This window comes from Frateuria sp. sgz306004, assembly GCF_057750885.1.
Genome location: NZ_JBYLFE010000002.1, coordinates 306,694 through 331,241 on the forward strand (window position 1 = coordinate 306,694; position 24,548 = coordinate 331,241).

At 65.7% G+C, this 24,548-nt stretch carries 18 protein-coding genes; 9 read left to right on the forward strand and 9 right to left on the reverse strand.

The features are described from left to right. The first annotated feature begins 16 nt into the window (after nt 1-16). On the forward strand, nt 17-1,795 hold the full coding sequence (gene lpdA, locus AC3G2C_RS04700) for a dihydrolipoyl dehydrogenase (RefSeq protein WP_488383463.1): 1,779 nt from the start codon (nt 17-19) through the stop codon (nt 1,793-1,795). 71 nt (nt 1,796-1,866) lie between these two features. Here the strand turns inward: lpdA and AC3G2C_RS04705 are convergent, their stop codons facing one another. The 5 genes from AC3G2C_RS04705 to AC3G2C_RS04725 form a co-directional block, all read right to left on the reverse strand. After that, entirely contained in the window at nt 1,867-2,916 is a 1,050-nt protein-coding gene (locus AC3G2C_RS04705; RefSeq protein ID WP_488383464.1) for a hypothetical protein, read from the reverse strand. Nucleotides 2,917-3,384: 468 nt separating this feature from the next. Continuing rightward, complete coding sequence (locus tag AC3G2C_RS04710; protein WP_488383465.1) at nt 3,385-5,253, reverse strand: tetratricopeptide repeat-containing sulfotransferase family protein; 1,869 nt, start codon at nt 5,251-5,253, stop codon at nt 3,385-3,387. A gap of 97 nt (nt 5,254-5,350) precedes the next feature. Next, nucleotides 5,351-8,266, reverse strand: coding sequence for a TonB-dependent receptor domain-containing protein (locus AC3G2C_RS04715; protein WP_488383466.1), 2,916 nt, complete (start codon nt 8,264-8,266; stop codon nt 5,351-5,353). Nucleotides 8,267-8,430: 164 nt separating this feature from the next. Continuing rightward, nucleotides 8,431-9,567, reverse strand: a complete 1,137-nt coding sequence (dinB, locus tag AC3G2C_RS04720; protein ID WP_488383467.1) for a DNA polymerase IV — start codon at nt 9,565-9,567, stop codon at nt 8,431-8,433. Nucleotides 9,568-9,770: 203 nt separating this feature from the next. Then, nucleotides 9,771-11,096, reverse strand: coding sequence for a tyrosine/phenylalanine carboxypeptidase domain-containing protein (locus AC3G2C_RS04725; protein ID WP_488383468.1), 1,326 nt, complete (start codon nt 11,094-11,096; stop codon nt 9,771-9,773). Nucleotides 11,097-11,322: 226 nt separating this feature from the next. Here AC3G2C_RS04725 and AC3G2C_RS04730 point away from each other — a divergent pair, with 226 nt between their 5' ends. Together AC3G2C_RS04730 and AC3G2C_RS04735 are read left to right on the forward strand one after the other, a co-directional pair. Further along, the gene (locus AC3G2C_RS04730) at nt 11,323-12,654 is read left to right on the forward strand and encodes an APC family permease (RefSeq protein ID WP_488383469.1); all 1,332 of its coding nucleotides are present in this window, start codon (nt 11,323-11,325) and stop codon (nt 12,652-12,654) included. A gap of 88 nt (nt 12,655-12,742) precedes the next feature. Beyond that, nucleotides 12,743-14,938 (forward strand): beta-galactosidase, encoded by a 2,196-nt coding sequence (locus AC3G2C_RS04735; protein WP_488383470.1) that lies wholly within the window; start codon nt 12,743-12,745, stop codon nt 14,936-14,938. Nucleotides 14,939-14,950: 12 nt separating this feature from the next. Here AC3G2C_RS04735 and AC3G2C_RS04740 read toward each other — a convergent pair whose 3' ends face one another. The 3 genes from AC3G2C_RS04740 to AC3G2C_RS04750 all read right to left on the reverse strand — a co-directional run bounded on the left by AC3G2C_RS04740 (nt 14,951) and on the right by AC3G2C_RS04750 (nt 16,881). Continuing rightward, entirely contained in the window at nt 14,951-15,361 is a 411-nt protein-coding gene (locus AC3G2C_RS04740) for a hypothetical protein (protein ID WP_488383471.1), read from the reverse strand. A 7-nt stretch (nt 15,362-15,368) separates the two neighbouring features. Beyond that, nucleotides 15,369-15,845 (reverse strand): Mpo1 family 2-hydroxy fatty acid dioxygenase, encoded by a 477-nt coding sequence (locus AC3G2C_RS04745; RefSeq protein WP_488383472.1) that lies wholly within the window; start codon nt 15,843-15,845, stop codon nt 15,369-15,371. A gap of 139 nt (nt 15,846-15,984) precedes the next feature. Then, nucleotides 15,985-16,881, reverse strand: a complete 897-nt coding sequence (locus AC3G2C_RS04750; protein WP_488383473.1) for a phosphoribosylaminoimidazolesuccinocarboxamide synthase — start codon at nt 16,879-16,881, stop codon at nt 15,985-15,987. A 267-nt stretch (nt 16,882-17,148) separates the two neighbouring features. Between AC3G2C_RS04750 and AC3G2C_RS04755 the strand changes: the two genes are divergently transcribed. The 6 genes from AC3G2C_RS04755 (at nt 17,149) to AC3G2C_RS04780 (ending at nt 23,242) form a co-directional block, all read left to right on the forward strand. Then, a complete protein-coding gene (locus AC3G2C_RS04755) occupies nt 17,149-17,436 on the forward strand; it encodes a c-type cytochrome (RefSeq protein WP_488383762.1) in 288 nt (95 codons plus the stop codon). Further along, on the forward strand, nt 17,433-18,242 hold the full coding sequence (gene djlA / locus AC3G2C_RS04760) for a co-chaperone DjlA (protein WP_488383474.1): 810 nt from the start codon (nt 17,433-17,435) through the stop codon (nt 18,240-18,242). Before AC3G2C_RS04755 ends, djlA begins: the two co-directional genes overlap by 4 nt. Before the next feature lie 84 nt (nt 18,243-18,326). After that, complete coding sequence (gene rpe / locus AC3G2C_RS04765; protein ID WP_488383475.1) at nt 18,327-19,007, forward strand: ribulose-phosphate 3-epimerase; 681 nt, start codon at nt 18,327-18,329, stop codon at nt 19,005-19,007. Nucleotides 19,008-19,933: 926 nt separating this feature from the next. Next, nucleotides 19,934-20,623 carry a proteobacterial dedicated sortase system response regulator gene (gene pdsR / locus AC3G2C_RS04770; protein ID WP_074546320.1) on the forward strand — a complete coding sequence of 230 codons (690 nt, stop codon included), beginning with the start codon at nt 19,934-19,936 and terminating at the stop codon, nt 20,621-20,623. Continuing rightward, nucleotides 20,623-21,204, forward strand: a complete 582-nt coding sequence (locus tag AC3G2C_RS04775; RefSeq protein ID WP_488383476.1) for a hypothetical protein — start codon at nt 20,623-20,625, stop codon at nt 21,202-21,204. The genes pdsR and AC3G2C_RS04775 overlap by 1 nt, the downstream gene beginning before the upstream one ends. A gap of 25 nt (nt 21,205-21,229) precedes the next feature. Beyond that, nucleotides 21,230-23,242: an ATP-binding protein gene (locus AC3G2C_RS04780; RefSeq protein WP_488383477.1), complete on the forward strand. Its 2,013-nt coding sequence runs from the start codon at nt 21,230-21,232 to the stop codon at nt 23,240-23,242. Nucleotides 23,243-23,254: 12 nt separating this feature from the next. On the opposite strand, the gene AC3G2C_RS04785 is transcribed toward AC3G2C_RS04780, so the two are convergent. Then, nucleotides 23,255-24,511 carry a hypothetical protein gene (locus AC3G2C_RS04785; protein WP_488383478.1) on the reverse strand — a complete coding sequence of 419 codons (1,257 nt, stop codon included), beginning with the start codon at nt 24,509-24,511 and terminating at the stop codon, nt 23,255-23,257. Between the last annotated feature and the right edge of the window lie 37 nt (nt 24,512-24,548).

The following is a 24,548-nucleotide window of genomic DNA, read 5'->3' on the forward strand; positions in this document are numbered from 1 at the left end:
AATTCAAGGAATCCCCATGGCAAGCACCATCGAAATCAAGGTTCCCGACATCGGCGGTCACGACAACGTGCCGGTGATCGAGGTGCTGGTGAAAGTTGGCGACACCGTCGCCAAGGAACAGGGCCTGATCACGCTCGAATCGGACAAGGCGACCATGGAGATTCCCTCCAGCGCTGCCGGCGTGATCAAGGAGCTCAAGGTCAAGGTGGGCGACGAAGTGTCCGAAGGCGCGGTTATCGCCGTGCTCGAAGCCGCTGACGGCGCCGCCAAGGCCGATGCACCCAAGGCTGCCGCTCCGGCGCCGGCCCCCGTGGCCGCATCCGCACCGGCACCCGCTGCTGCCCCGGCGCCCAAGGCGGCCGGTGCGTCGGGCCGCACGCCTGACATCGAATGTAAGCTGGTCGTGCTCGGCTCCGGCCCCGGCGGCTACACCGCCGCGTTCCGCGCCGCCGACCTGGATGTCGACACCGTGCTGGTCGAGCGCTACGCCTCGCTCGGCGGCGTCTGCCTCAACGTGGGCTGCATCCCCTCCAAGGCCCTGCTGCACGCCGCCGCGGTGATCGACGAGGCCGAGGCCATGGCCGCGCACGGCGTGAGCTTTGGCGCGCCCAAGATCGACATCGACAAACTGCGCGACTTCAAGGGCAAGGTGGTCGGCAAGCTCACCGGCGGCCTGGCCGGCATGGCCAAGCAGCGCAAGGTGCGCACCGTGCAAGGCGTGGGCAGCTTCGTGTCGCCCAACGAGATGGAAGTGCAGACCGCCGAAGGCACCAAGCTCATCCGTTTCGAGTACGCCATCATCGCGGCCGGTTCGCAGGCCGTTCGCCTGCCGGCGTTCCCCTGGGACGACGAGCGCATCATGGACTCCACCGGCGCGCTCGAACTCAAGGACGTGCCCAAAAAGCTCCTGGTCGTTGGCGGCGGCATCATCGGCCTGGAAATGGCCACCGTCTACTCGGCGCTCGGCAGTGAAGTGACCGTGGTCGAGTTCATGGACCAGATCATTCCCGGCGCGGACACCGACCTCATCAAGCCGTTGGCGCAGCGCCTGGGCAAAAAGCTCAAGGGCGTGCACCTCAAGACCAAGGTGGTGGACGCCAAGGCCACCAAGAAGGGCATCGAAGTCAGCTACGAAGGCGAGAGTATTCCCGAGACCTCGCTGTTCGATCGCGTATTGGTCGCCGTGGGCCGCTCGCCCAACGGCAACAAGATCGGTGCCGACAAGGCCGGCGTGGCGGTGACTGACCGTGGCTTCATCAACGTCGACACGCAGATGCGAACCAACGTCAAGCACATCTTCGCCATCGGTGACCTGGTCGGCCAGCCCATGCTCGCGCACAAGGCCACGCACGAAGCCCGCGTGGCGGCGGAAGTGGTGTCCGGCATGAAGAGCCACTTCGACGCGCGCGTGATTCCGTCGGTGGCCTATACCGATCCGGAAATCGCCTGGGTCGGCGTGACCGAGCGCGAGGCCAAGGAAAAGGGTCTCAAGATCGGCGTGGGCAAGTTCCCCTGGGCGGCCAGCGGTCGCGCCATCGGCATCGATCGCACCGAAGGCTTCACCAAGCTAATCTTCGACGAAGAGAGCCATCGCGTTGTCGGCGGCGGCATCGTCGGCCCGCACGCAGGCGACCTCATCTCCGAGATCGCGCTCGCCATCGAAATGGGTGCGGAAGCGGCCGACATCGGCCTCACCATCCATCCGCATCCCACCCTCAGCGAGTCGGTGGGCATGGCGGCTGAAGCCTATGAAGGCACCATCACCGACCTGTATATGCCGAAGAAGAAAAAGTAATCGGCATGGCGGTGCGCAAAGAAAAAGCCCGGGGAAACCCGGGCTTTTTCGTGGAGCGCGACGTCGGACGATCAGTTCGATTCGGTGAACTTGATCGACGGCATGGAACCACCCGAAGCGGTGCAGCTACCCAGGTTGAGGTTGTTGCTTTCGCCCGTGCTGCCGGAGTTGGCTACGCACGAGGGAGCCGTGGTGGTGCCGTTGCTCACCGCTACGTTGACGGTGATGGAGGAGCCGCTGTTGAACTGCGCTTCCGAGCCACCGGCGTTGCCCACCACGTTGAACTCGGACACGTTCCACACCTGGGCGAGGTACAGCACGCTGTCCTTGCCGCTGGAGCTATAGGCGTTGGTGCCGTTGGTGAACACCACGGTGTCGTTGCCGCCGGCCGTTACCGTGCCGGTGAGCTTGACGTTACCGAGCTGCGTGGCTGGTACATCCGGCGCGGTGGCCGCTGCGCTGTTCTTGTAGCAGTCGCCGGCACCATCGCTACCCCAGCCGCTCGGGCAGCGGCGGCCGCCGTAGCCGATGAGCCAGTACTGCATGAACACGGCCGCCTGGCCCTGCACGCTGTAGTCGGGCGCATAGACGAACTGCTGCCACACGGTACAACCAGTGTGGCCGGCGCAGGCCGAGGTGGTGGCGTTGAAGCTGGAGTTGATCTGCAACGAGTACTCGTTGGGGCCGAGGATGCCGCCGCCGCCATAGGAGGCAACGCCCACGCCCGTTTCGGAGGTAACGCCGGTCACTACCGGGAAGGTACCGATGGTCTGGGTGATCAGGCTGGAAGACTGAAGCGTGTAGTCGTTGCCGTTGCCTGCGTTCTGCGAGGCGCCGAGCTTGTGCCAACGCGGCACGGGTGCCACACGCGGAATGGCTTCCTTACAGGCGGTCTGCTGCCACACGGTGCTGGGGTAGGTGGCTTGGAAGCAACCTTCCGACGGGGTCGGCGTGCGTGCGATGTCGTGGCGCCAGTTTTCGTGCGCTTGCGCTTCCATCGGGCTGACGTATTCGGAGGACGCCTGTGCGGTGCCACCGCCAGACGGTGCGGCATACACAGCAGTGACACAGGTGGCAGCGACAAAGCTGCTTGCCAACACAAGCTTCAGTCTTGCGAGCATGAATTTCTCCCTGGTACGCGAATGGTCACGAGTAGGAACGATGCCGGTCCGCCCGGCATCGGTGAAACACGGCAATAACTCACCGCGCGCCGGCAACATCTCGTTGCGGCGCTTTGCACGTTGTTGCTTTGCGTTTGTCCCCCAGCGCGGAGCAAACTAATCGATCAGTGCACCCCAAAATTGAGCACTGGGTCACACGTGAAAGTTGCTCGCGAATCTTTTTGTAAGGTGTTTGTAGCGCGTTTGCAAATCGGAAAAACATGCGAGATTTGCGCTCAAGAAAACACGTTTTTGCATGCTTGTAGGCGTGTTGAATGAGCGTGTTGATGCAAAAGGATTTCGTTGTCACGCGCCTACATGGCGCATGCGCGCTTACACGCGAGCTTCACGCAAGAAGACGCGATGCACCATGTCAGTTCTGTTGTGTGAAGACAGCGCAAGGTTAGTGGTGCGCGCGTGCGCTGATGATCAGGCGTCGTAACCGAGCCGATCCATCGTGGATTTGAGCAAGGGCAGAACGGGAGCGAACTGCTCGCGATAGCCATGCCAGCGGTTCACTGCCTTGCTGTGGATGCCCTGGGTGACCTGTGCATAGCTTGGCGTGCTGATGTGGCGCTTGGCGGCCGCATGCTCGGCATATCGGCGCATGGGCGCGGAGTCGTCGACTTGCAGAAAGTGACCCAGGCGTTCGACATGCTCGTCGAAGCGTGCCACCACCGACTCGTAGCGCCATTCCAGCACGCGCGGCGCGAATACCTCGGCGTGGTGCTGCCACTGTTCAAAGGCCTGCACATAGCCGCGGGCCAATCGTTCCAGTGACGAGCACAGCACCATGAAGGCCGGAGAGCGGAACGCCTGCATGGTGCAGCTCAGCAGCACGTCGCACGGATGACGCAGGCACAGGATGATGCGTGCCTCGGGAAACAAGCGCGCAATCATCGGCAGGCAAAGCATGTTGAGCGGGTTCTTATCCACCAACTGGCGACCGTTCAGCGCGGGCACCACATTGCTTGCAAGGCCGGCGTAGACCGCGCGTAATTGGTCGGCATCGTGGGGCGTGAGGGTGGCGAGGTCGCTCGGGTAGGCTTGGCCTGCCAACGTCATGCGCTCGGTGAGTTCATGGATAAAGGCGCGTTCATCCATGGAGCAGAAGGCGGGGTGCGCGTCGATCATCTGTTCCAGCAACGTGGTGCCGGAGCGCGGAAAGCCCACCACGAACACCGGGCTCTTTTCGCTGCGCGGAGCGGGTAGCGCATTCCAACGATCGTACTCGCGACGGCTGACCCGGTGCTGGCTCATCGCCAATGGTGTGCTGTCCGGTTGCAGTAGCTCGGGAACGATGCCGCCGGCTACATGCAGCTGTGCCTCGTGCGCCAGCGACGCGACGTGCCATGCGTCCGTGTGGCGGCCTAGTTTGTCCAGACTACCTGCAAGGCCAAAGGCGGCGTTCGCGCGCATGTCGTGTGTGGTCGATGTCGCCAATACCTCGCGATACAGGGTGGATGCGTGTTCGTGCTGGCCACGTCGCGCGGCGAGCGCGGCATGAGCGAGCCAGCCTTCGCAGCGCAGGCGCGTTTGTTCCTCGGGTAGCGCGTTGAGCCACTCCACGGGCAGGGCGCGCAGCTCCGTTTCTGCTTGTTCGAGTTGGTTGCCGCGCTCGTACAGGGCGGCGCGCAGGGCGTGAATGCGTTTTGGGGCTGCTTCTGCGGCGTTGTCATCGGGCTTGGCCTGTTCCAGTACGCGTAGCGCGGCTCCCAACTCGCCGTGTGTGGCCAGCATGGTGGAAAGGATCAGCGCTTGCTCCAGCGGCTGCGGTGGCCAATCGGCAGCGCCAGCGAGCAGGGCTTCCTCATTGAGGTTGTCGCCGCAGATGTGGCAGGCGTGTGCGGCTTGCAAGCGTGCCTCGATGAAATCGGGCGACAGCTCGACGGCGGCGAGCAGGGCATAGCGGGCGTCGAGCCAGCGTTGTTGCTGCGCATGCAACAGGCCAAGGTTGTATTGCACCTGGGCGTCGGTGGGGGCCAAGTTGGCGGCCTGGCGCAGGGCATGTTCGGCGGTGTCGAGTTCGTCGGCCTCGCGCGCAACGATGCCCAGGTTGTTCCAGTACTCGAAGACGGTCGGTTGGCGCCTCGTCAGCGTCTGGAAGGTCGTCATGGCAGCGCGAATGCGTCGGGTGCCGTGCTGGGCCGCGCCGAGCAGCAGCAGGGCGGTGTCGTCGGCTTCGCCCGCGTGGCCGAGGGCCTCCCCTAGCAAAAGCACGCGATCCAGGTCGCCCGCATGAAAGGCGTCGAGCATGAGGGCCGTGCGTTCAGCGCTGGAGAGATCGGTATCTGTCATGCCCCCAGCGTGGGCGAAAACGAACCGGCTTCCAAGTGGTGGCGCAAAAAAAACCTCCCCCGCCGTAGCGGGGGAGGTATCGAACGCTTGCAGACGATTAGAACTTTACGGTGGCGCGTGCCCAGTAGTAGCGGCCGAGCACGTCGTACGTCGACGTATCCACGTTGTAGTTCGAGCCGTTCTGGTAAGCCAGCGGCGGCACGCGGCCGGTGAGGTTGTCGATACCGATGTCGAAGCGGGTGTGGATCTTGGCCCACTCGTAACCACCCTGGATCGAGTGGTAGGTGATGGCGCCCATCCGATCGCTGGCGCCGGTTACCGCATCGGCATTGAGGTTGGTCAGGCTGTGGACGTAGCGCGACTGCCACTGCGCACTCCACGGACCCAGCGCCCAGTTCAGCGTGAACGTGCCACGCCAGCGGGCAAGGTTGCCGAACTGCAGGCTGTAGGTACCTGCATAGTTGATGGCCTCCGAACCAGGCTGACCCGGCGCGGCGTTGTTCTTGTAGGTGGAGTTGTAGGTGGTGTTCAGGCCGGCCTTGAACGTACCCGGGTCCACGTCACCCACGTTGAAGTGCGGAATGGCGTAGTTCAAGGTGAAGTCGACGCCGCTGGTGCTGAGGTTGCCCAGGTTCACGACGGGCGTGTTGATGTAGTTGACGGCACCGGCGATCTGGCTGCTCGGTCCGTAGCGATTGATGAAGCTACAAAACGGGCTGTTGCTGTTGTTGAAGCACGCATTGACCACCGTCTGCGCGGTGATGGGGGTGAGCGTGTCACTCAGATAGATATGCCAGAAGTCCAGCGAGGTGGACACGCCGGTAAGCCATTCCGGCGAGTAGACCAGGCCGATGTCGATCGACTTGCCTTGTTCGGGCTTGAGCGTGCTGCCGGCGGGTATCGCGCCGGAGTAGTAGCCCGTGACCTGGCCAAGCGGGTTGCCACCCCAGTTCACCGGCACGTTCTGGCAGGCCGCCGCGTGCTGAGCGAGCTGGGCGGCAGTGAGGGCCACGCAGGGGTCGTTGAGGTTGGGACCGGCGACGGTGCGGCCGTCGTACAGTTCATCCAGGTTCGGCGCGCGGAACACCTGCGATACGGTGCCGCGAACCAGCAGATCGGCAATGGGGCGCCATTCCACGGCGATCTTGCCGTTGGTGGTGGTGCCGGAGGTGCTGTAGTTGGAGGTGCGCACGCCCAGGTCCACGTTCAGGGCGTAGGCGAACGGCTGCTCGGACAGCACCGGAATCAACGTTTCGGCGTACAGCTCCTTCACGTTGATGCTGCCGCCGCCCGGCGAGCCGCAGGCTTCCGACAACACCGTACACGTGTTGGTGACCGGGTCGAGGATCGCGTCCGCCGTCACGTTGTAGTTCATGGTGTTCTTGCGGTACAGCGCGCCCACCGAGAGCTGCATGGCGCCAGCCGGCAGATCCCAAAGCTCGCCCGAGGCATTCGCCTGGAGCTGCTTCATGGTGTTGGTCATCGTATAGACCGGCGCGTCCACGCCCTTGGCGAGCAGGGCGGTTACCGCCGGGTCGGCCTGGTTGAAGATGTTCGCGCCCGCGTCGATGGCCGCCTGGAAGGCCGGCACATTCACTTCGTTGTAGTTGGTCTGCACGCGACGGGAGTGCGCGTAGTCCACGCTGGCGTCCCAGATCCAGGTGGTCTGCGAGCCGAAGTTGCCGCGCAGGCCGGTGTTCACCTGCTCGTTGTCCGTGGTGAAGGTATGCAGGCGGGTACCCAGGCCCGTCAGGCGGGTGCTGAACGGATAGCCGCTGTTGGGATCGCCGTTGACCTGGTTCTGGCTGAAGGTCACGCCGAACGGGTTGTTCGGATTGCTTGCCAGCACCTGCCAGCCGTCACCCACGCCGGTCGGCGCCGGTGCGTCCTGGCCGCTGGAGTTGGTGTGGTTATAGAAAACGTCGGCGAAGAAGGTGACGTAGTCGTTGAACTTGTAGTTGCCCAGCGCGAACAGGTTCGTGCGCTCCTGCTGGGTCTGGATGTAGTTGTATGCGTTGTAGTTGAACGCGTCGGCCGCACCCAGGTAGCAACGGTAATCGCTAAGGCTGCTGCCATTGCCGCTGGCCAGGGTCACGTAGGTGTTGGTGGTGCCGGCGCGAGGTGCGCAACCGGGTGACTTGCTCACCGGCACCAACAGACGGCCGGTGGGGATGGAGCCCGAACCCGATGGCGTGATCACGCCACTGGAGAGATACAACTGGTGCGAAGAGAACCCACGCCGCGTGGCGAGCACCGGGCTGTACTTGTTGTAGTCGATACCGGCGACGATGTTGCCGTCTTCACCGCTGGCGCCAATGGTGAACTGGCCGCCGTGACGCTGGCCGTCGCCATGGCTGGAGATGCCGTCGTTCACGCTGAGCTCGGCGCCCTTGTAATCCTTGCGCAGGATAAAGTTCACCACGCCGCCGATGGCATCCGAACCGTAGACCGTGGAGGCGCCTTCCGCCAGCACGTCCACGCGCTCGATCATGTTCTGCGGAATCATGTTGAGGTCGGCGTTGGCCATGCGCTGGCCGTCCACCAGCACCAGCGTGCGGTTGACGCCCAGGCCGCGAAGCGAAACGCGGGCCGCACCGTCGCCGCCTTCCAGCGTGGGGCTCGCGCCGCCGCCGCCGTTGCTGTTGTTCTGCGTGTTGGTGGCGTTGCCCGAGATGCTGGGCAGCGCCTGTAGCACGTTGCCGAGCGTGGGGCTGCCGTTGTTGGTGATGGCGGATCGGTCGAGCGTTACTACCGGGCTGGCGGTTTCCGCGTCCACGCGGCGAATCAGCGAACCGGTGACGGATACCGCGGTGAGCGTCTTGGCGTTAGCTTGCTTGGGCGCTTCATTATTGTTCTGCGGTTGTGCGCTCTGGCTCTGCGGGCCATGGGCCTGTTGGGTCGAGGCGTCCGTTCCAGTGGCGTCCTGGGCCTGTGCGATGGCGGCCGATGAAACCAGGCCGACCGAAAGAGCGAGCCGTACCGCTATGGATAGTCGATTATAGTTGGACTGCATGGTGTCTCCCCGATTGGTAGGCAAAGGAAGCCCGCTATAGGCGCCTAGACGTCCATAGTTTCGATCTTGCTACTGGGTTCCCCAGGTCCACTGTTTCAGGAAATGAAGGTCGAGTAAAGACCCATTTAACAAATCTTTCGGCAGGGGCATGCCGGAATTTGGTTTCACGTGAAAGCAGTTTGTTCGAACAGATCGTGCTGAGCCTGATAGCTGTCCGCGTCTACAAAACCCGATAGCCCGACGCCCACCAGCCGATAGCGTGCATCGGGGGCGCGCTCCACGCGTTCACGCAAGCCACACGCCAGCTCCGCCAGTTCAGCCGCCGACGAGGGACGCACGGAAGGCGTGAGGCTGCGGGTGAGGGTATGAAAGTCCGCCGTCTTGAGCTTGAGCACCACGGTGCGCGCCAAGCGTGCATGCGGGCCGCTGGCTTCGCGCTGGTGGGCGGCCCAGGTTTTCTCGGCCAGGCGATGGATATGCGGTGCGAGCTCTTGCAGGGTGAGGTCGTGCTCGAAGGTGTCTTCCGAGGAAACTTGCAGGGTCGGGCGATCCGGTTGCACGGCGTGCTCGTCGATGCCAAGCGACAGTTCGTGCAGTCGCCGTCCCCATCGGCCGAAGCGCTGCTCCAGCGTAGGCTCCCCCAGCGTGCGCAGGTCGCCCACGGTGGCGATGCCAAGTTCAGCCAATCGTGCCTCCATCACCTTGCCCACGCCGGGCAGCCGCCCTACGGCGAGCGGCTCAAGAAAGGCGAGCACTTGTTGGGGGCGAATCACGAAAAGGCCATCGGGCTTGCGCCAGTCGGAGGCGATCTTGGCGAGGAATTTATTGGGCGCCACACCGGCCGAGGCCGTGAGCTGTGTTTCCTCGCGAATGGCCGCGCGTATGGCTTCCGCCGTAGCGGTGGCGGAGGGCAGGCCGGTGTGTGTGGTGGTGACGTCGAGATAGGCCTCATCGAGCGACAGCGGCTCGATCAGCTCGGTATGTCGGGCGAAAATCTCGCGCACCTGTCGCGACACGGCTTTGTAGCGGTTGAAATCCGGCGGCACGAAAATGGCCTGCGGACACAGCCGCTCCGCGCGCACCGCCGGCATGGCCGAGCGCACGCCGAACGTGCGCGCCTCGTAGCTCGCCGCGCACACCACCGAACGCGCGCCGCGCCATGCCACGACGACGGGCTTGCCGCGCAACGAAGGATCGTCGCGTTGCTCCACGGAGGCATAGAACGCATCCATGTCGACGTGGATGATTTTTCGGGGTTGGGTTGGCACGGTGGTGGATAGGGGCGGGCGCGCAGCGCCCATGATGGCATGGGTTTTCGGGGTGATGGGTACTCACACTTGACGAATATCCGATGTGCGATGGGGCATGGTGATGGGACGCATCGCGACGCGAAATCCGCTAGCGGCAGGTTTAAGTTGCGTCGATTCAGCGAGAAAGGCAGGCGGGATCCGATTGCGCTGATTCGTCAGGGCCGTTGGTGAATGGGACGCTGCATGGAAGCCACTTACCGCCATTGCGCCTGCAACGTCTCATCTACCAGCGCATTTTCGAAAGCGAGGAAGCTCTCCAGATCCAGCGTGTCCAGCCGGAACCGCTGCGCGGCGGTGAAGAACGCCATCAAGGAAAGCACCTGTTGCGGGTTGCGTGCCCAGGGCGGTACGTAGGTAGCGCGTTGGATCAGGCCGCTTTGCAAGTACGGCGACAGCGTGATCACATCGGTGGTGGTGACGCGGCCGGCGAACAACAGGGGCAGCATTTCCACCTGGCCTGCTTGCAGCACCTTGCGGATGAAGATGTAGACGATCATTACGCCTTCCAGGTAGGCGCTGTCTTTGGTGAAGCAGATGCGTCCGCGCACGTCGCCGCCGCGGAAGATGCGCGAAGCGCTGCGATAGCTTTCCACCGGCGTCTGACCCGCATCGAGGAAGCCACGAAACACCTCGATGAAGTCGGCGCCGTCCAGCGCGCGCTTCACCATCAGTACCCGCAGTGCCACGCGACGCAGGCGCGCCAAATCGATGGAGCCTGTGATGATCTCGGAGAAGGTGGCGAGCCCCTCCTGCGTGCGCGTGGTGCGTGGCGAACCCAGGCCCAGCGCGGTCAGGTAAGGCTGGTGCTTGCCGTTGAGCAAGGTGGCGGTGTGTACAAAGGCTTCGTGCTCGGTGAGTTGGTCCAGGTCTTGTTCGGAGAACATGGCGGTCGCGCGCAGATTGATGCTGCGGCTGCCGGCGGTAGCTTTGGAAGGGAGTGATGGATCGAGTACCACCTCGACGCGATCCTGGTCGAAGAAGCCGCTCAGGCGGGCGCGCAGGCGCTCGGCGAAAATGTTGGCCGGTATGTCGGCGGGTACCGGCGGTATGGCGTCGCGGCCGATCAGGTCGTCGGTGATGGCAATGACGTCTCCGGCGGCATGCACCGCGCTGAACTCCTGACCGCTATGCACGGCATCGGGGCGCCCATACAGCGCCGTGGAGCAGCGTGTGAAGGTGTCAGTGCCCACGTTCATGAGCATCTGCGCGGCGGTGAGGTAGCTCCACGCGGTCTTGAACAGCCAGTCGCCGATGGGGTGGCCGCGGTCCAGGCGCGCCATGATGCCTTTGAGCGCGACCATTTCGCCGTTGAGATCCGGGTGGCGATGAGGCGGTTCGGGCAGCTGGGGGGTGCCGCGCTCGTACTCGGCGAGAAACTTGGCTTCCAGTTCGACCGGCCAGTCGATGGCTTTGAGCACCTTGATCTTGCGTGCCACCTTGACCAGGGCGCGGTCGCATTCGAGCAGGTGGGTGAGGGCAGGGTCGAGGGCTGGGCCGACTGCGGGTGCAACACTGCTCATGACGCCTCCTTGGGTCGACGCCGGTTCCGTCCCGCAACCGGTGCGCCGCGACAGGGGAGAGGTGACCGCTGCATCCCTGATTCATGCGGATGCCAGCGGACAATGACAGGGCGTGTGAGAAAAAACCGTCGAGTAGCCCGCGAGTTGCCGTTGCATATCGATGTTCGGGGGCCTCTCGCGCTATGGTCCGTCCTCCGTACCTGTCGCGAAGGATGCCCGCCGCCTCATGACTGCCCCAACCCCTACCGCTTACCTGCGCCGATTGGGCACATGGGATGCCGCTGCCATCGTGATCGGTGGCGTGATCGGCGCCGGCATTTTCCGCAGCGCGTCCACCGTGGCCGAGCGCACCTCGTCGGGCGCCGAACTGCTCATGCTGTGGACCATTGGCGGCCTGCTCACCCTCGCTGGCGTGCTCTGCTATGCCGAGCTGGGTGCCCGCCGGCCGCAGGCAGGCGGCGTATACATTTACCTGCGCGAGGCATTCGGTCAGTTGCCGGCCTTTCTGTTCGGCTGGACCATGGCGCTGATCAACTATCCGGGTAGCGTGGCGGCGGTGGCCACCACCTTCGCCGACTATTTCTGCACGGCGCTGGGCTTGCCCACAGCGCTTTGGGTCAAGCCGGTGGCGGCGGGCGCCATCGCGTTGATCGTCGGGGTGAATTTCTTCGGCATTCGCGCTGGTTCGCGCATGCTCAATGTGTTCACCCTGCTCAAACTGTCCGCCATCGTGCTCGTCGTGGTCGTGGGTGTGGTGTTGGCGCATGGGCAGTTCGGCAGCGTGCTGGCGACAGACACGACGCGCGAGTTACCGCCCGGTGCCTTCCTGGGCGCGTTGCTGCCGGTGCTGTTCACCTATGGTGGCTTCCACTACCTCAATGATCTGGCGGGCGAAGTGCGTGAGCCGCAGAAGACCCTGCCGCGAGCCCTGGGTCTGGGGCTGGCAGGTGTGGTGGTGTGCTACGTGCTGGTGAACTTTGCTTACCTTGCGGGGCTGGGTCACGCCGGGCTGGCCGCAAGCCATGCGCCGGCGGCCGACCTGATGCGTCGTCTGTTCGGTGAGAGCGGCGCCACCGTGATCGCGGTGGGCATCGCCTGCTCCACCTTCGGCTATTGCAGCATCGCCATTGCAGGTGGCGCCCGCGTGCTGCAGACCATGGGCTCAGACGGCATGTTGTTCAGCGCGGTGGGCCGCATCGATGCGCGCTCGCACGCACCGCGCGTGGCATTGGCGGTGCTGGGGGGCTGGGCCATCGTGCTGGTGATCTCCGGCAGCTTCGGTCAATTGGTCGACTACACGACGGTGGGTGAGTGGCTGTCGCACGCGTTTGGTATCGCCACGCTGTTCTGGTATCGCCGCCGTTTCCGCAACGAGCCTTCGCCGTATCGCGTGCCGTTCTATCCGGTGCTGCCGCTGCTGTTCGTGTTGGTGGTGCTCGGCGTGATCGTAGCCACCGCCATCCACTCGCCGGGCGATGCGGGCATGAGCCTGGCGCTGATCGCAGTGGGCGTGCCGGTGTATTACGGCTGGCGTGCATGGCAGCGGCGCGCGGCATGAATTTGCGCTGCGCCGCCGGCGCAGCGCAGCAAGGCAAGCTTCAGACGAGACAGGCATACTCCCGCCATCCCCTTGCCTTGAGCCGCCGATGAACCGGATCGCTCCTCTCGCCCTGTCTTGTCTGTTGGTGCTTGCGGGCTGCCACAAGGCCAGCGACACCGACCGGGCGGACCTCAGCCGCACCAATGCGGCGCCCGCCGGCACACCAGTAGCGAGCGGCACGCAGCCGAAGGCTGCCGTCATCCAGACCCAGTTGGAGCAGGTGGAGCGCGAGGGTGCACCGGTAACGGTGGGCGGCATGTCGCTGGAGCGCTATGTGTTCCAGCCGGCGCCCACGCCGCAATTGGTGGTGTCGCTGAGCAGTGGCGAGTGGGATTGGTCCAAGGAGGGCGCCCTGCATGTGGACATGCAGAACGCGATGCCTTGGGCTGTCACGCTTACCGTGGACATCGACGGCGCCGGCAAGGATCAGCACCTGCACGCGGTGGTGCCCGTACCGGCCGGCCCGCCGCAGACGCTGGTGGTGCCGTTGCGCGCTACGTCGCCGCGTGCGATGGGCATGCAGGCTGGCCCGCCGATGCCTTACAGCGCGGGCGGCAAGCGCGTGTTGGTGGCCACCACGGTGGAAGGTTCCATCGACCTGGCCCACGTGAAATCGGTGCGCCTGGGCGTGCCCGCGCCCACGGCCGCGCAAACCCTGTTGTTCGGCAAGCTCGATACTTCTCGCGGCGATCACGATCTGCGTGACGCCTACACCGGCATCGTCGATGCCTGGGGCCAATACACGCGCGGTCAATGGGAGGGCAAGGTGGATTCGGACGAAGCCCTGCGCGGCGGTCGTCACGGATTCAAGGCCAACGCAGCGGTTGCGGCACCGCTGGTGCGCAAGGGTTTCGATCGCTACGGCGGCCGCACCGACCTGGCGGCCTTCAAGCCCACCGGCTGGTTCCGTGCGGAGCGCCGCGATGGGCGCTGGCACTTGGTCACCCCGGAAGGTCACGCCTTCTTCTCGCTCGGCGTGAACGTGGTGGACGACGACGGCGGCCGCACCTATATCGAAGGCCGCGAGTTCATGTTCAAGGACCTGCCGCCCAATAGCGGTCGCTGGGCGCCCTTCTACGGCAGCGATGGCAAGGCGGTGGGCGAGCAGGCGGCGAGCAACGGGCTGGCGTATCACCATGGCCGCTGGTTCGATTACTACTCGGCCAACCTGTTCCTCGCCGATGGACGCCATTGGCGGCAGGCTTGGCGCGCACGCACGGTGGAGCGCCTGGACGACTGGGGCTTTAACACCCTGGGCAATTGGAGCGATGAAGCGCTCACCCAGATGCATCGCTTTGCCTATACGCGCTCCATCAATATCTCGGGCGTGTTCGGCAACGTGTCCAGCGGCTATGACTACTGGGGGCGCATGCCGGACCCGTTCGATCCGCGTTTTGCGCACGCCGCCGACGCGGCGGTAGCGCAGGCCAGCAAAGAGGTTCGCGATGATCCCTGGTTGCTTGGCTATTTCGCCGACAACGAACTGGCCTGGGCCGGGCAGGGGCCGCAAGGTCGCTGGGGGCTGGCGCAGGGCACCCTGCACGGCGAGGCGCGCAGCCCCGCCAAGCAGGCCTTTATCGCGCAGCTCAAGAGCAGGTACGGCACGCCGGCCAAGTTGGCCGCGGCCTGGGGCATCAACGTGGAGAGCTGGGAGGCGCTGGACGCCACCAACTTCCCCGCCCCCACGCCCGATGAAGCCCACCCGGCCATCGCCGATGATTACAGCGCCTGGCTACGCAGCTATGCGGACCAGTATTTCCGCACGGTGGCGCAGGCCATCCGCAAGCACGACCCGCATCACCTGTTCCTGGGCGGACGCTTCGCGGTGAACACGCCCGAGGCCGTGGCCTCGTGTGCGCAGTACTGCGATGTGGTCAGTTTCAACGCCTATGCCGACGTGCCCGAGCACGGCTTCGACGTGGCTGCGCTCGCCAAGCTGGACAAGCCTGCGCTTATCACCGAGTTCCATTTCGGCTCCGACGATCGCGGCCCGTTCGGCAAGGGCCAGGTGCCGGTGTGGACGGAAGAGCAGCGAGGCCAGGCCTACGCGCGCTACATCGAAGCGGCGGCCAATGACCCGAACATCGTGGGTGCGCATTGGTTCCAGTACGTGGACCAACCGGTGACCGGCCGCCTGCTCGACGGCGAGAACGCGCACATCGGCCTGGTGGCGATCACCGATCGCCCGTTCACGCATTTCGTGGAAGCGGTACGCGCCGCGAACCGCAAGACGGGTTATTGAGCGACGCGGCGCTCAGCCGAGCAGGCTGGTCGCCGCGCCAAAACCCAAGGCCATCATTACCGCCACTGCCAGGCAGGCGCTGGTGGGGCGGATGCGATGCGCGTCGACGCGCGGAATCAGCCGCCACAGCACCATCACGCCAATCACCATGTCCAGCACCAGCGCGCCGCGCAGCAGCGGTGACGTGAGCAGCGGTGCATAGGGTGGTCGCGTGTGGCCTTCGTGCAGGGCCACGCCCGCCACCAGCAGCAGGCCCATCAGCGTCCAGACGAGGCAGGCGAGGTAGGTGCGGTTGAACACCACCGCGCAGCGCTCGCTCCAACGCAGCACGCTCCAGGCGATAAGGGCAAAGAACAGCGCGCCAATGCTGCTGTAGAGCACCCACCACACCAGGGTGCTGACAAGCGTGAGCAAGGTGGTCATAGCGAGGTCAGCGGCCCAGGCGGCGCAGCAGTTTGTCCATCAGCCAGGCCGGCCCCACCAGCAGGTAGGCCAGGTCGGTGAGAAAGCTGGGGCGTCGCCCTTCGATGGCATGCCCGATGAACTGGCCGATCCAGGCCACTACGAACACGCCGATGGCGGTGTAACCCAGATGGGCGGGGCCGAGTGCGCGATACGCCGCCTCGGTGAGCAGACACAGTGCGATCAGCGCCACCAGCAGCGCGGCGCCCAGGCGATGGGAGTGCTTCCAGTACCAGGCAAAGGCCAGCACCAGCGCGGCCACGGCCCAGAGGCCGGGGCGCCCGATCATCGGCGGCACCGGGATGATCCACATCAGCGCGATCACGCACCACAGGATCAACGGCACGCAGATCCAGTGCAGCAGGCGGTTGGTGGGGTGTTGGTGGTCGGCGCTGTAACTGTCGAGCCAGGGCTGCATGCCGTCGGCTGTGTGTGTGGTCTGCATTGGTGCGCGCCGCTCCCCGGGGCCAAGTGGATGATCGCCGCGCAGCGGCTAGGCCGGCGCGGCGTCAGCCCTGGACCATATCGCATCGGCCAGGGCGAAGGGGAGGGCCGGGGCGGCAGCGCCGCGCCCGGCGGAGGAATCAATCCAGCGTGATGCCGGCCAGGCGCTGCAGCGCCTCGGCGTACTTGGCAGTGGTAGCGCCGATGACGTTGGCAGGTACGTGCGGGCCGGGGGCCTTCTTGTTCCAGTCCAGCGTTTCCAGGTAGTCGCGCACGAACTGCTTGTCGTAGCTCGGCGGGCTGATGCCTACCTGATAGGAGTCGGCCGGCCAGAAACGCGAGGAGTCCGGCGTGAGCATCTCGTCCATCACGTAGAGCTTGCCGTTCTCGTCGGTGCCAAACTCGAACTTGGTGTCGGCGATGATGATGCCGCGCTCGGCCGCGTATGCCGCCGCCCACTTGTAGATGGTGAGCGTGGCTTCACGCACCTGCTCGGCCAGCGCCGGGCCGACCGCGGCCACCACCGCATCGAAGCTCACGTTCTCGTCGTGATCGCCCACCGCCGCCTTGGTGGACGGGGTGAAGATCGGCTCCGGCAACTGCTCGGCCTGGCGCAAGCCTGCTGGCAGCTTGATGCCGCACAGCGAACCGGTGGCTTGGTAATCCTTCCAGCCCGAACCGATGATGTAGCCGCGTGCGATGGCTTCCACCGGCACCGGCTTGAGGCGGCGCGTGACCACAGCGCGCTTTTCATAGAGCTTGAGGTCCGTACCCGTCGGCAACACTTCGCTGAGCGGCGTGTGCAGCAGGTGGTTGGGCACCAGGTGCGCGGTCTTGGCGAACCAGAAGTTGGAGATCTGCGTGAGCATCTCGCCCTTGCCGGGGATGGGGTCAGGCAGCACTACGTCGAAGGCGGACAGGCGATCGCTGGCGACGATCAGCAGGCGGTTGTCCGGCAGCGCATAGACATCGCGCACCTTGCCGCGATGGATCAGCTCGAGGCCCGGCAGGTTCGATTGCAGCAGGGTGGTGGGCACGTTCGTTCACTCCTGGAAGGACAGCCTGGGGCACCAGGTCAATAAGGCGGCAGGACGACGGCCCGGGCGGGCCGGCGATCAAGTCGGCCATTGTAACGGCTGGCACCCGCATGCGCGCCGCCGGCCGTGTCGACCGGCCCCCGGCGAGGACGCCAAGGGCTGCTAGAATCGGCGCTTTTTGGGCCTGGGCTCGTTGTCATGCGTCAGCCGCCTCGCACCGCTCCATCGTGTTTCCGCACCGGGATCGCGCTCGCGCTCGCCGCGCTGATGCTTGCGGCCGCGTTGCCGGCGGGTGCCGCGGCGCCGACGCGGCCCGCGCGGCTGGGCCTGTGCGCCGCCTGTCATGGCGAAACCGGCATGGCGCAGATTCCCGGCGCCCCCAACCTGGCCGGCCAAAAGCTCGACTACCTGCGCGAAGCCCTCAAGCAATACCGCGACGGGCGCCGCAATGTGCCGCTCATGCGCGCGGCCATTGGCCCCATGAGCGACGCGGACCTGGATGAACTGGCACGCTGGTACAGCGCGCAGACGCCGTCACCTCAAGGCAACCCATGACCTTTACCTGGACTCTCTGGCTCGCCCTGTTCGGCCTGATCTTCGGCCACGGCCTGCCCGGCGCCGTGGTTGGCGGCATTACCGGCTTTGTCATCGACAGCCTGCGCCAAGGCCAACGCCGCCGCGTCACGCCGCCCCCGGGCGGTTACGTGAGCCCGCTGTTCGCCCTGCTGGGCGCGGTGGCCAAATCCGATGGTCGCGTGTCTGAGGCGGAAATCGCCGTGGCCGAGCGCCTCATGCAGCGCATGGGCTTGGAAAACGACCTGCGCAAGCAGGCCATCATCGCGTTCAACAGCGGCAAGCAGCCGGAGTTCAACGTGACCCCGGCCATCGAAGAGCTGCGCCGCTGGGTGGGCCTGCGCCGTGACCACGCGTTTCCCGTGCTGGACGTGGTGATCGAAACCGTGCTCGCCGAGGGCAACCCGCCGCCGGAGAAAATGGCCATTCTTCGCCAGCTTGCCTTCGCCCTGCGCGTGAGCGACATGGAGCTGATGGCCTTGATGGCGATGAAGGGCTACGCCTGGAACGCCTCGGCCGGGGGCGGCTCGCGCGGCTACGGTCACGGCAATGGCGGTTACGTGCCGCCCCAACGCAATACCCAGGGGCCAGACCCGTACACGGTGCTGGGCATTTCCCGCAGCGTGGACGACCGCGCGGTCAAGCGCGCCTATCGCAAGCTCATTTCCGAACATCACCCCGATCGCCTCGGCGACCTGCCCGAAGCCATGCGCAAGCAGGCCGAGTCGCGCGCCAGCGAGATCAATGCCGCCTATGAGCGCATCAAGTCCGAGCGCGGCTTCAAGTAAGGCGCGCTCAGGTCATCAGGGCCCGGCGACAGGGCAGTGTTACGCTTCCCCTATTCCCGACTCTCCATTCCCTGTTGCCACGCCATGAGCAAACAAGCCAACGTCATCGCTCCGTCCATCCTTTCCGCCGACTTCGCCCGCCTGGGTGAGGACACCGCCAAGGCCCTGGCCGCCGGCGCGGACTGGGTGCATTTCGACGTGATGGACAACCATTACGTGCCCAACCTCACCATGGGCCCGATGGTGCTCAAGGCGCTGCGCGACTACGGCATCACCGCGCCGATCGACGTGCACCTGATGGTGAAGCCGGTGGACCGCATCGTGCCGGACTTCGCCAAGGCCGGTGCCAGCCTCATCAGTTTCCATCCGGAAGCCAGCGAGCACGTGGATCGCACCATTGGCCTGATCAAGGATTCGGGCTGCCAGGCCGGCCTGGTGTTCAACCCCGCCACGCCGCTGAGCTGGCTCGACTACGTGATGGACAAGCTCGACCTGGTGCTGCTGATGTCGGTGAACCCGGGTTTTGGTGGGCAGAAGTTCATTCCCTCCGCGCTGGACAAGCTGCGCGAGGTACGTCGTCGCATCGACGAGAGCGGCCGTGCCATTCGCCTGGAAATCGATGGCGGCGTTACCGCGGCCAATATCGGCGAGATCGCGGCGGCGGGCGCGGATACCTTCGTGGCCGGTTCGGCCATCTTCAACGCGCCCGATTACAAGGGTGTGATCGACGCCATGCGCCAGAACCTGGCAGCCGTCAGCGCCTGAATTGGCGCCCTCCTCAAAGAAAAATCCCGGCGTGGGTGCGCCGGGATAAGTTTCGTCGGAACGACGTTTGAGGAGACCACATGATGAACGCGGATCCACGGCAAGAACCCGCGTCACCGTAAGAATGGACCGGGGACGCGGCCATTGGTTCCCCGGATTCACCGGGTCGGTCGCAAAAAAATCCCCGCCGGGAGGCGGGGAGGAACGTGCCAGGTAGGACGAGGTAAGGCGGTGGCGGGTTTCGGGCCCCTGGCGGCCGGCGCGCTTCCTTGCGCACCAGCCGCCTCGATGCCTTCCACGGCGTATGGGGCGGGCGACGGCGGCAGGGCGCCGCCCGCGGAAACAGTTGTCAGTGCAGGCTCATCACCAGGCCCAGCACCAGCGCGCCCAGCGCCAGCACGACGCGCAATGGCTCGAAGCCGCGCAATTCGGCATTGGGATCGATAGGGGGCTGTTGGGTGGGGCGCATAACGAGAACTCCTGCGAAGACGGCCCCATTCGGCCAAGGCCGCCGGCCGGCACCAGGACCCGAAAATGGCGAAATGCGGGCAAGATCGGCCCGGGAAAGGGCATCTTGTCAGTCTTGTCGCAGCATGTTGCGCTGCAGCGACAGCGCTCGTTCGTTCACCGGTGAGCGTGGTCAGGTCGGCCCGGGCGCCGTCGAGCGAGGCCGAACGGGCCCAGCGATCCGAAGAGCCCAATGACCCCCCATGCGCGTGCCTCGCTCACGTGAATGCCTAAGCCGGCTGCCCGTTCCAGGGTTGGGCTGGGCATGTGCACGAACGATAAGCGACGCCTGCACCCGGCAAGTGAGCTATGGCAGCGCGGCGGCGGTAAATGGCGAAACGCGGGCAGCTTGCCGTTTTGGCTTGCGCGGCGCTCGCGCAGGCTTCACCCTGCGCGCCATTGCCGTTATGGAGCGAGCCATGGGCCGCAGCATTGCCATCGTCGAAGACGAACCGCTGATCCGCGCCAACTACGTCGAAGCGCTGACCCGCTTTGGCTACGAAACGCGTGGTTACGGCTCGCGCCAAGAGGCCTCCAGCGCCTTTGCTATGCGCCTGCCCGAGCTGGTCATCATCGACATCGGCCTGGGCGACGAGCCGGAGGGCGGCTTTGACCTGTGCCGCGAGCTGCGCGCCAAGTCGGCCACGCTGCCGATCATCTTCCTCACCGCGCGCGACTCGGATTTCGACGTGATCTCCGGCCTGCGACTGGGCGCGGACGACTACCTCAGCAAGGACACCAGCCTGCATCAGCTGGCCGCCCGTATCGCCGCGCTGTTCCGTCGTATCGAATCGCTCAAGGTGCCCGCCAGCAGCGAAACGGTGATCGAGCACGGCCCGCTCAAGCTCGAATCCGAGCGTATGCGCATCACCTGGAACAACGAAGAGATTCCGCTCACCGTGACGGAGTTCTGGATGGTGCACACGCTTGTGCGCTTCCCCGGCCACGTAAAGAACCGCGACCAGCTCATGCGCGAAGCCGAGCTGGTGGTGGATGACGCCACCATCACCTCGCACATCAAGCGCATCCGCAAGAAGTTCATCGCGGTGGCGCCGGAGTTCGACGCCATCGAAACCGTGCATGGCGTGGGCTATCGATGGAAGCCGTAATGAAGCGCTGGTGGTGTGCGCCGGCGCTGTGGTTGGCGATGACGGTGGCGCAGGCGGCCGAACCGGTAGGCAAGGACGTCGACGTGCAGGGCGCGGCCGATCGGGATATTCCCGCCTATACCCTGCATACCCGCGCCCCCGATGGCTGGACGCAGGATTGCTGCATGTACGCCAAGGCGATTGGCGTCAACCTCGTGTTGTACAAGGGCGATTGGACGGGCGAGCCCGAGCGCGTAATGGTGCTCAACATCTGGACGTCCAAACTCTCCTCGCTGGAGGCAGAAGTGCAGGACGATCGCCACCGCTATCTCAATCGTGATCCCGGCGGCAAGGCGGGCGTGTTCGCGCTCGACAACAAGGCGCTGGCGTGTCGCGGTGTGCTCTATGAGGGTACCGATCACAAGGACGACGTGGTGGTGTTCTGCGATCCGGGTCTCGCCAGCGGCATCCGCCTGAGCTGGTCGATGACGCTGGCCCACGACGACCCGGACAAGCCCGCGTTGCTGGCCCAGTTCCGTGGCGTGGCCGAACAGACCACCTACGCTGTCACCCGCGCGGCTGGCGCCAAGGCCAAGCACTGAGCGAACTTTTCGGTATGGTTCGCGCATGACTCTTCGCCGCAAACTGCTCCTGGTCGCCCTGTGTACATTGGCCCTGCCGGTGGCCGGCTGGCTGTACGTGCGGCAGATGGAAACCCTGTTGCGCGAAGGCCAGGCGCAGGCGCTCACCGCATCCGCGCGCGCGATGGCGCGCAGCCTGGTGGTAACGGATGCGCCGCTGCCGCCCGCGGGCGCCGTGTGGTACGTGCAGCAGGCGGTCAACCCCATCACCATCGATGGTTATGGCGACGACTGGGCGCCGCTCACGCCGTGGAGCCAGCCGCTGGACCGCCGCGGCAAGCTGCTGCTCGCACAGGACGCCGATTGGCTTTACCTCTACGCCGACGTGCGCAGCGCACAACGCACGCGCGCCGACGCAGATGATCCCAACGCCTTGAGCGCCGACCATCTCGTGCTCAGCCTCGGCAAGGGCGAGCAGAGCCGACGTTACCTGTTGGCCAGCGCCGCGCCTGGCATGCTGACGGCGCGCGCGCTCGATCCGGCGGTGGATGGCCTGCCCAGCCGCATCACGGCGCAATGGCAGGAGGACGGTAGCGGTTACCACGTGGAGCTGCGCCTGCCGCGCAACCTGGGCATCGATGCGCTGGGCGTGGCGATCTACGACCCGGCGAGCGGCGGCGACCCGCAGGCCGTGCAGTCGCGCCCGCTAGTGACTTACTCGGCGCCCTTGTCCAAGGAGCTCTCACAGCTCGCCCTGGATGGCGTGGAGGCGCGCGTGCTGGCGCCGCAAGGCTGGCTGCTCGCGCAGACCGGCCATCTGGCAGCGCCGGCCACTGCGCCAGGCGAACAACCGGGATGGTTCGCGGCCTTGGTCTATCGCTCACTGCTGGCCGACCAGGTGGGCGAAGCCGAGCCCTGGATGCAGGACGTGCCGCGCCTGGACGTCGCCGAGGTGCACGAGGCGGCCGCCGGCAAGCCGGCCACGTTGTGGCGCCAAGGCGAAGCACGCGGCAGCGTGGTACTGGCGGCGGCGGTGCCGATCGAGCGCGACGACCAGGTGCGCGGCGTGCTGCTGTTGGAGCAGGCTAGTCGCGCGGTGCCGCTGCTCGCCAATCGCGCGCTGCTTGGCTTGCTGCTGACCAGCTTCACCGTGTTGCTGGTGGCTGGTGCGATCCTGTTGATCTTCGCTACACGTTTGAGCTTGCGCCTGGGGCGCCTGCGCGACGCCGCTGAGCGTGCGCAGTTGAACGATGGGCGCCTGGATGGCCCGTTCCCGATGACCAACGCCGAGGACGAAATCGGCGATCTCGCGCGCAGCTTCGAGCGCCTGTTCGAGGTGGTGGGCGGCTATACCGATTACCTGCGCACCCTGGCGTCCAAGCTGTCGCACGAACTGAACACGCCGCTGGCGATCGTGAAGTCCTCGCTCGACAACCTGGAGCACGCCCTGCAGGCGCAACACGCGATGCCGCCGGATGCGCAGCCCTACCTGCTGCGTGCTCGCGATGGCGTGGCGCGCCTGGGCATGCTGGTGCGCGCCATGAGCGAGGCGAGCCGCATGGAGCGCGCCATTGCCGCCGCCGAGCCGGAAGACGTGGACCTGGTGGAAGTGGTGCGCGGTTGCAGCGAAGCGTACCGACCGCTGGCCGGCACGCGCCGCCTGGAGGCGCAGCTTCCCGTCGCGCCACTGCACCTGCATTGCGCGCCGGAGTTGATTGCGCAAGCGCTGGACAAGCTGTTCGACAACGCCTTGTCGTTCACCCCCGAGGGCGGGTGGTTGCGCCTGAGCCTGCGGCCGCTGGAGGGTGGCGCCGAGATCGAACTAGCCAACCAGGGGCCGCCGCTGCCGGCCGCCATGCAGGGTCGCTTGTTCGATTCACTGGTGAGCTTGCGCGACAAGGCCACGCCCGGCGATGCGCCTCACTTGGGCCTGGGCTTGTATGTGGTTCGCCTGGTGGCCGAGCGTCACGGCGGCGTCGCGATGGCGCGTAACCTGGAGGACGGCAGCGGCGTGGCCTTCACCCTGCAACTGCACGGTATGCCACGCCAGCGCCTGTAAGCGATATCGCGCTTACTTGATCTCACCCAGGGTCCAGCCACCGCCGCCCGGCATCACCGCGATTTCCCGCACGGCGGCCGGTGCGCAGCTGCCTGGCTCCTTGCCGCATGGCGCCAGGGTGACGCGCAGGTGCTGATCATCGATCAGATCGAACTGATCCAGGCGAGTCGTGGCCAGCGTCACGGCGGTATCGAGCGCGGTGCCCACCAGCACGCCATGACGGAACACATACAACTGCAACGCGCTGGGCTGGCATTGAGGGTTTACCGACACCGCCGCTTCCGCCACATAAGTGTCGCCCTTGCGCTGCGCGCGTCCGGTGAGCAGGCGCTGTCCGGTGAGCAGGAAACGATCTTCGTCGTTCTTGGGTTCCGGCGCCTTGGCGGCACACTGCGCCAGCGCCACCTGGTCGCCAGAGGTGGCGGTGCCGCTGGGCAGCGGCTTGAGCGGACGCGGCACATAGGGCTGAGCCACCGGTTGCGGCGCAGGCCGCTCCAGCCACAGGAACAGCGCCACCGCGCTCAGTGCCAGCGCGGCCACTGCCCAGGGACGCCCGCGCAACAGCGGGCGGCGGTAGAGATAGACGAGCGCGACGATGGCCAGCAGCAGCGCGATCGGCGCCAGCGCATGGACCAGCACGGCGAGCAAACCCACCAGGCCGGCGACCACAGCCAGGGTAGATAGCGGGCCCTGGCCTGTGGGCGCGACGGGCGTTGGGCCACTGGATAACGGCGGAGGCGCTACGGGTTGCGCGGGCGGTAGCGGCGGTGGCTCGCCATGCGCCTCGGTGGATGCGTGCTGTGATTCGTCGTATGCCGCGTGCGCTGCATCGGGTGACGCCGGCGCTTCGGGCGGCATCGCGAATTCAGGGGCGGGCGTGCCTTCCGCCTCCGACGGGTCGGCCGCGTGTTCCCAGGCGAACCAAGTTTGCCCGCCATCGTGGCACCACTGGTCCCCGGCTTGGGCATAGCGCCCCAGTGCATCGACCGGCAGCGGGCCATGAATCTGGCCGTCGCGACGCAGCCAGGCCAGGGCGCCTGTGTCGGGGAGCACCTCCGCTTCCACGCCCATGGCGCGCAGTTGCGCCGCCTGGGTCTCGGCGGTGGCGACATCCAGGCCACGGCGGATGATCAGGGGCGCGTGCTCGAACACGCGCTCACGAAAGCTGTTCATGGCCATGCCAAAGGCGGCCGCCAGGCGCTCCTGCACGGTGGCGGCGTCATGCCCGTCGAGCAGGCGGCCGGAAAGGACGAGGCAATGGTGGTCCATACCCTTGGATTCCCCTGGGGATACCGCATGAAAACAG

What these genes read in the sequence shown, in the direction of transcription:
- lpdA (WP_488383463.1), top strand. Translation starts at nt 17, where the DNA reads ATGGCAAGCACCATCGAAATCAAGGTTCCCGACATCGGCGGTCACGAC.
- AC3G2C_RS04705 (WP_488383464.1), bottom strand. Translation starts at nt 2,916, where the DNA reads ATGCTCGCAAGACTGAAGCTTGTGTTGGCAAGCAGCTTTGTCGCTGCC.
- AC3G2C_RS04710 (WP_488383465.1), bottom strand. Translation starts at nt 5,253, where the DNA reads ATGACAGATACCGATCTCTCCAGCGCTGAACGCACGGCCCTCATGCTC.
- AC3G2C_RS04715 (WP_488383466.1), bottom strand. Translation starts at nt 8,266, where the DNA reads ATGCAGTCCAACTATAATCGACTATCCATAGCGGTACGGCTCGCTCTT.
- dinB (WP_488383467.1), bottom strand. Translation starts at nt 9,567, where the DNA reads ATGGGCGCTGCGCGCCCGCCCCTATCCACCACCGTGCCAACCCAACCC.
- AC3G2C_RS04725 (WP_488383468.1), bottom strand. Translation starts at nt 11,096, where the DNA reads ATGAGCAGTGTTGCACCCGCAGTCGGCCCAGCCCTCGACCCTGCCCTC.
- AC3G2C_RS04730 (WP_488383469.1), top strand. Translation starts at nt 11,323, where the DNA reads ATGACTGCCCCAACCCCTACCGCTTACCTGCGCCGATTGGGCACATGG.
- AC3G2C_RS04735 (WP_488383470.1), top strand. Translation starts at nt 12,743, where the DNA reads ATGAACCGGATCGCTCCTCTCGCCCTGTCTTGTCTGTTGGTGCTTGCG.
- AC3G2C_RS04740 (WP_488383471.1), bottom strand. Translation starts at nt 15,361, where the DNA reads ATGACCACCTTGCTCACGCTTGTCAGCACCCTGGTGTGGTGGGTGCTC.
- AC3G2C_RS04745 (WP_488383472.1), bottom strand. Translation starts at nt 15,845, where the DNA reads ATGCAGACCACACACACAGCCGACGGCATGCAGCCCTGGCTCGACAGT.
- AC3G2C_RS04755 (WP_488383762.1), top strand. Translation starts at nt 17,149, where the DNA reads ATGCTTGCGGCCGCGTTGCCGGCGGGTGCCGCGGCGCCGACGCGGCCC.
- djlA (WP_488383474.1), top strand. Translation starts at nt 17,433, where the DNA reads ATGACCTTTACCTGGACTCTCTGGCTCGCCCTGTTCGGCCTGATCTTC.
- rpe (WP_488383475.1), top strand. Translation starts at nt 18,327, where the DNA reads ATGAGCAAACAAGCCAACGTCATCGCTCCGTCCATCCTTTCCGCCGAC.
- pdsR (WP_074546320.1), top strand. Translation starts at nt 19,934, where the DNA reads ATGGGCCGCAGCATTGCCATCGTCGAAGACGAACCGCTGATCCGCGCC.
- AC3G2C_RS04775 (WP_488383476.1), top strand. Translation starts at nt 20,623, where the DNA reads ATGAAGCGCTGGTGGTGTGCGCCGGCGCTGTGGTTGGCGATGACGGTG.
- AC3G2C_RS04780 (WP_488383477.1), top strand. Translation starts at nt 21,230, where the DNA reads ATGACTCTTCGCCGCAAACTGCTCCTGGTCGCCCTGTGTACATTGGCC.
- AC3G2C_RS04785 (WP_488383478.1), bottom strand. Translation starts at nt 24,511, where the DNA reads ATGGACCACCATTGCCTCGTCCTTTCCGGCCGCCTGCTCGACGGGCAT.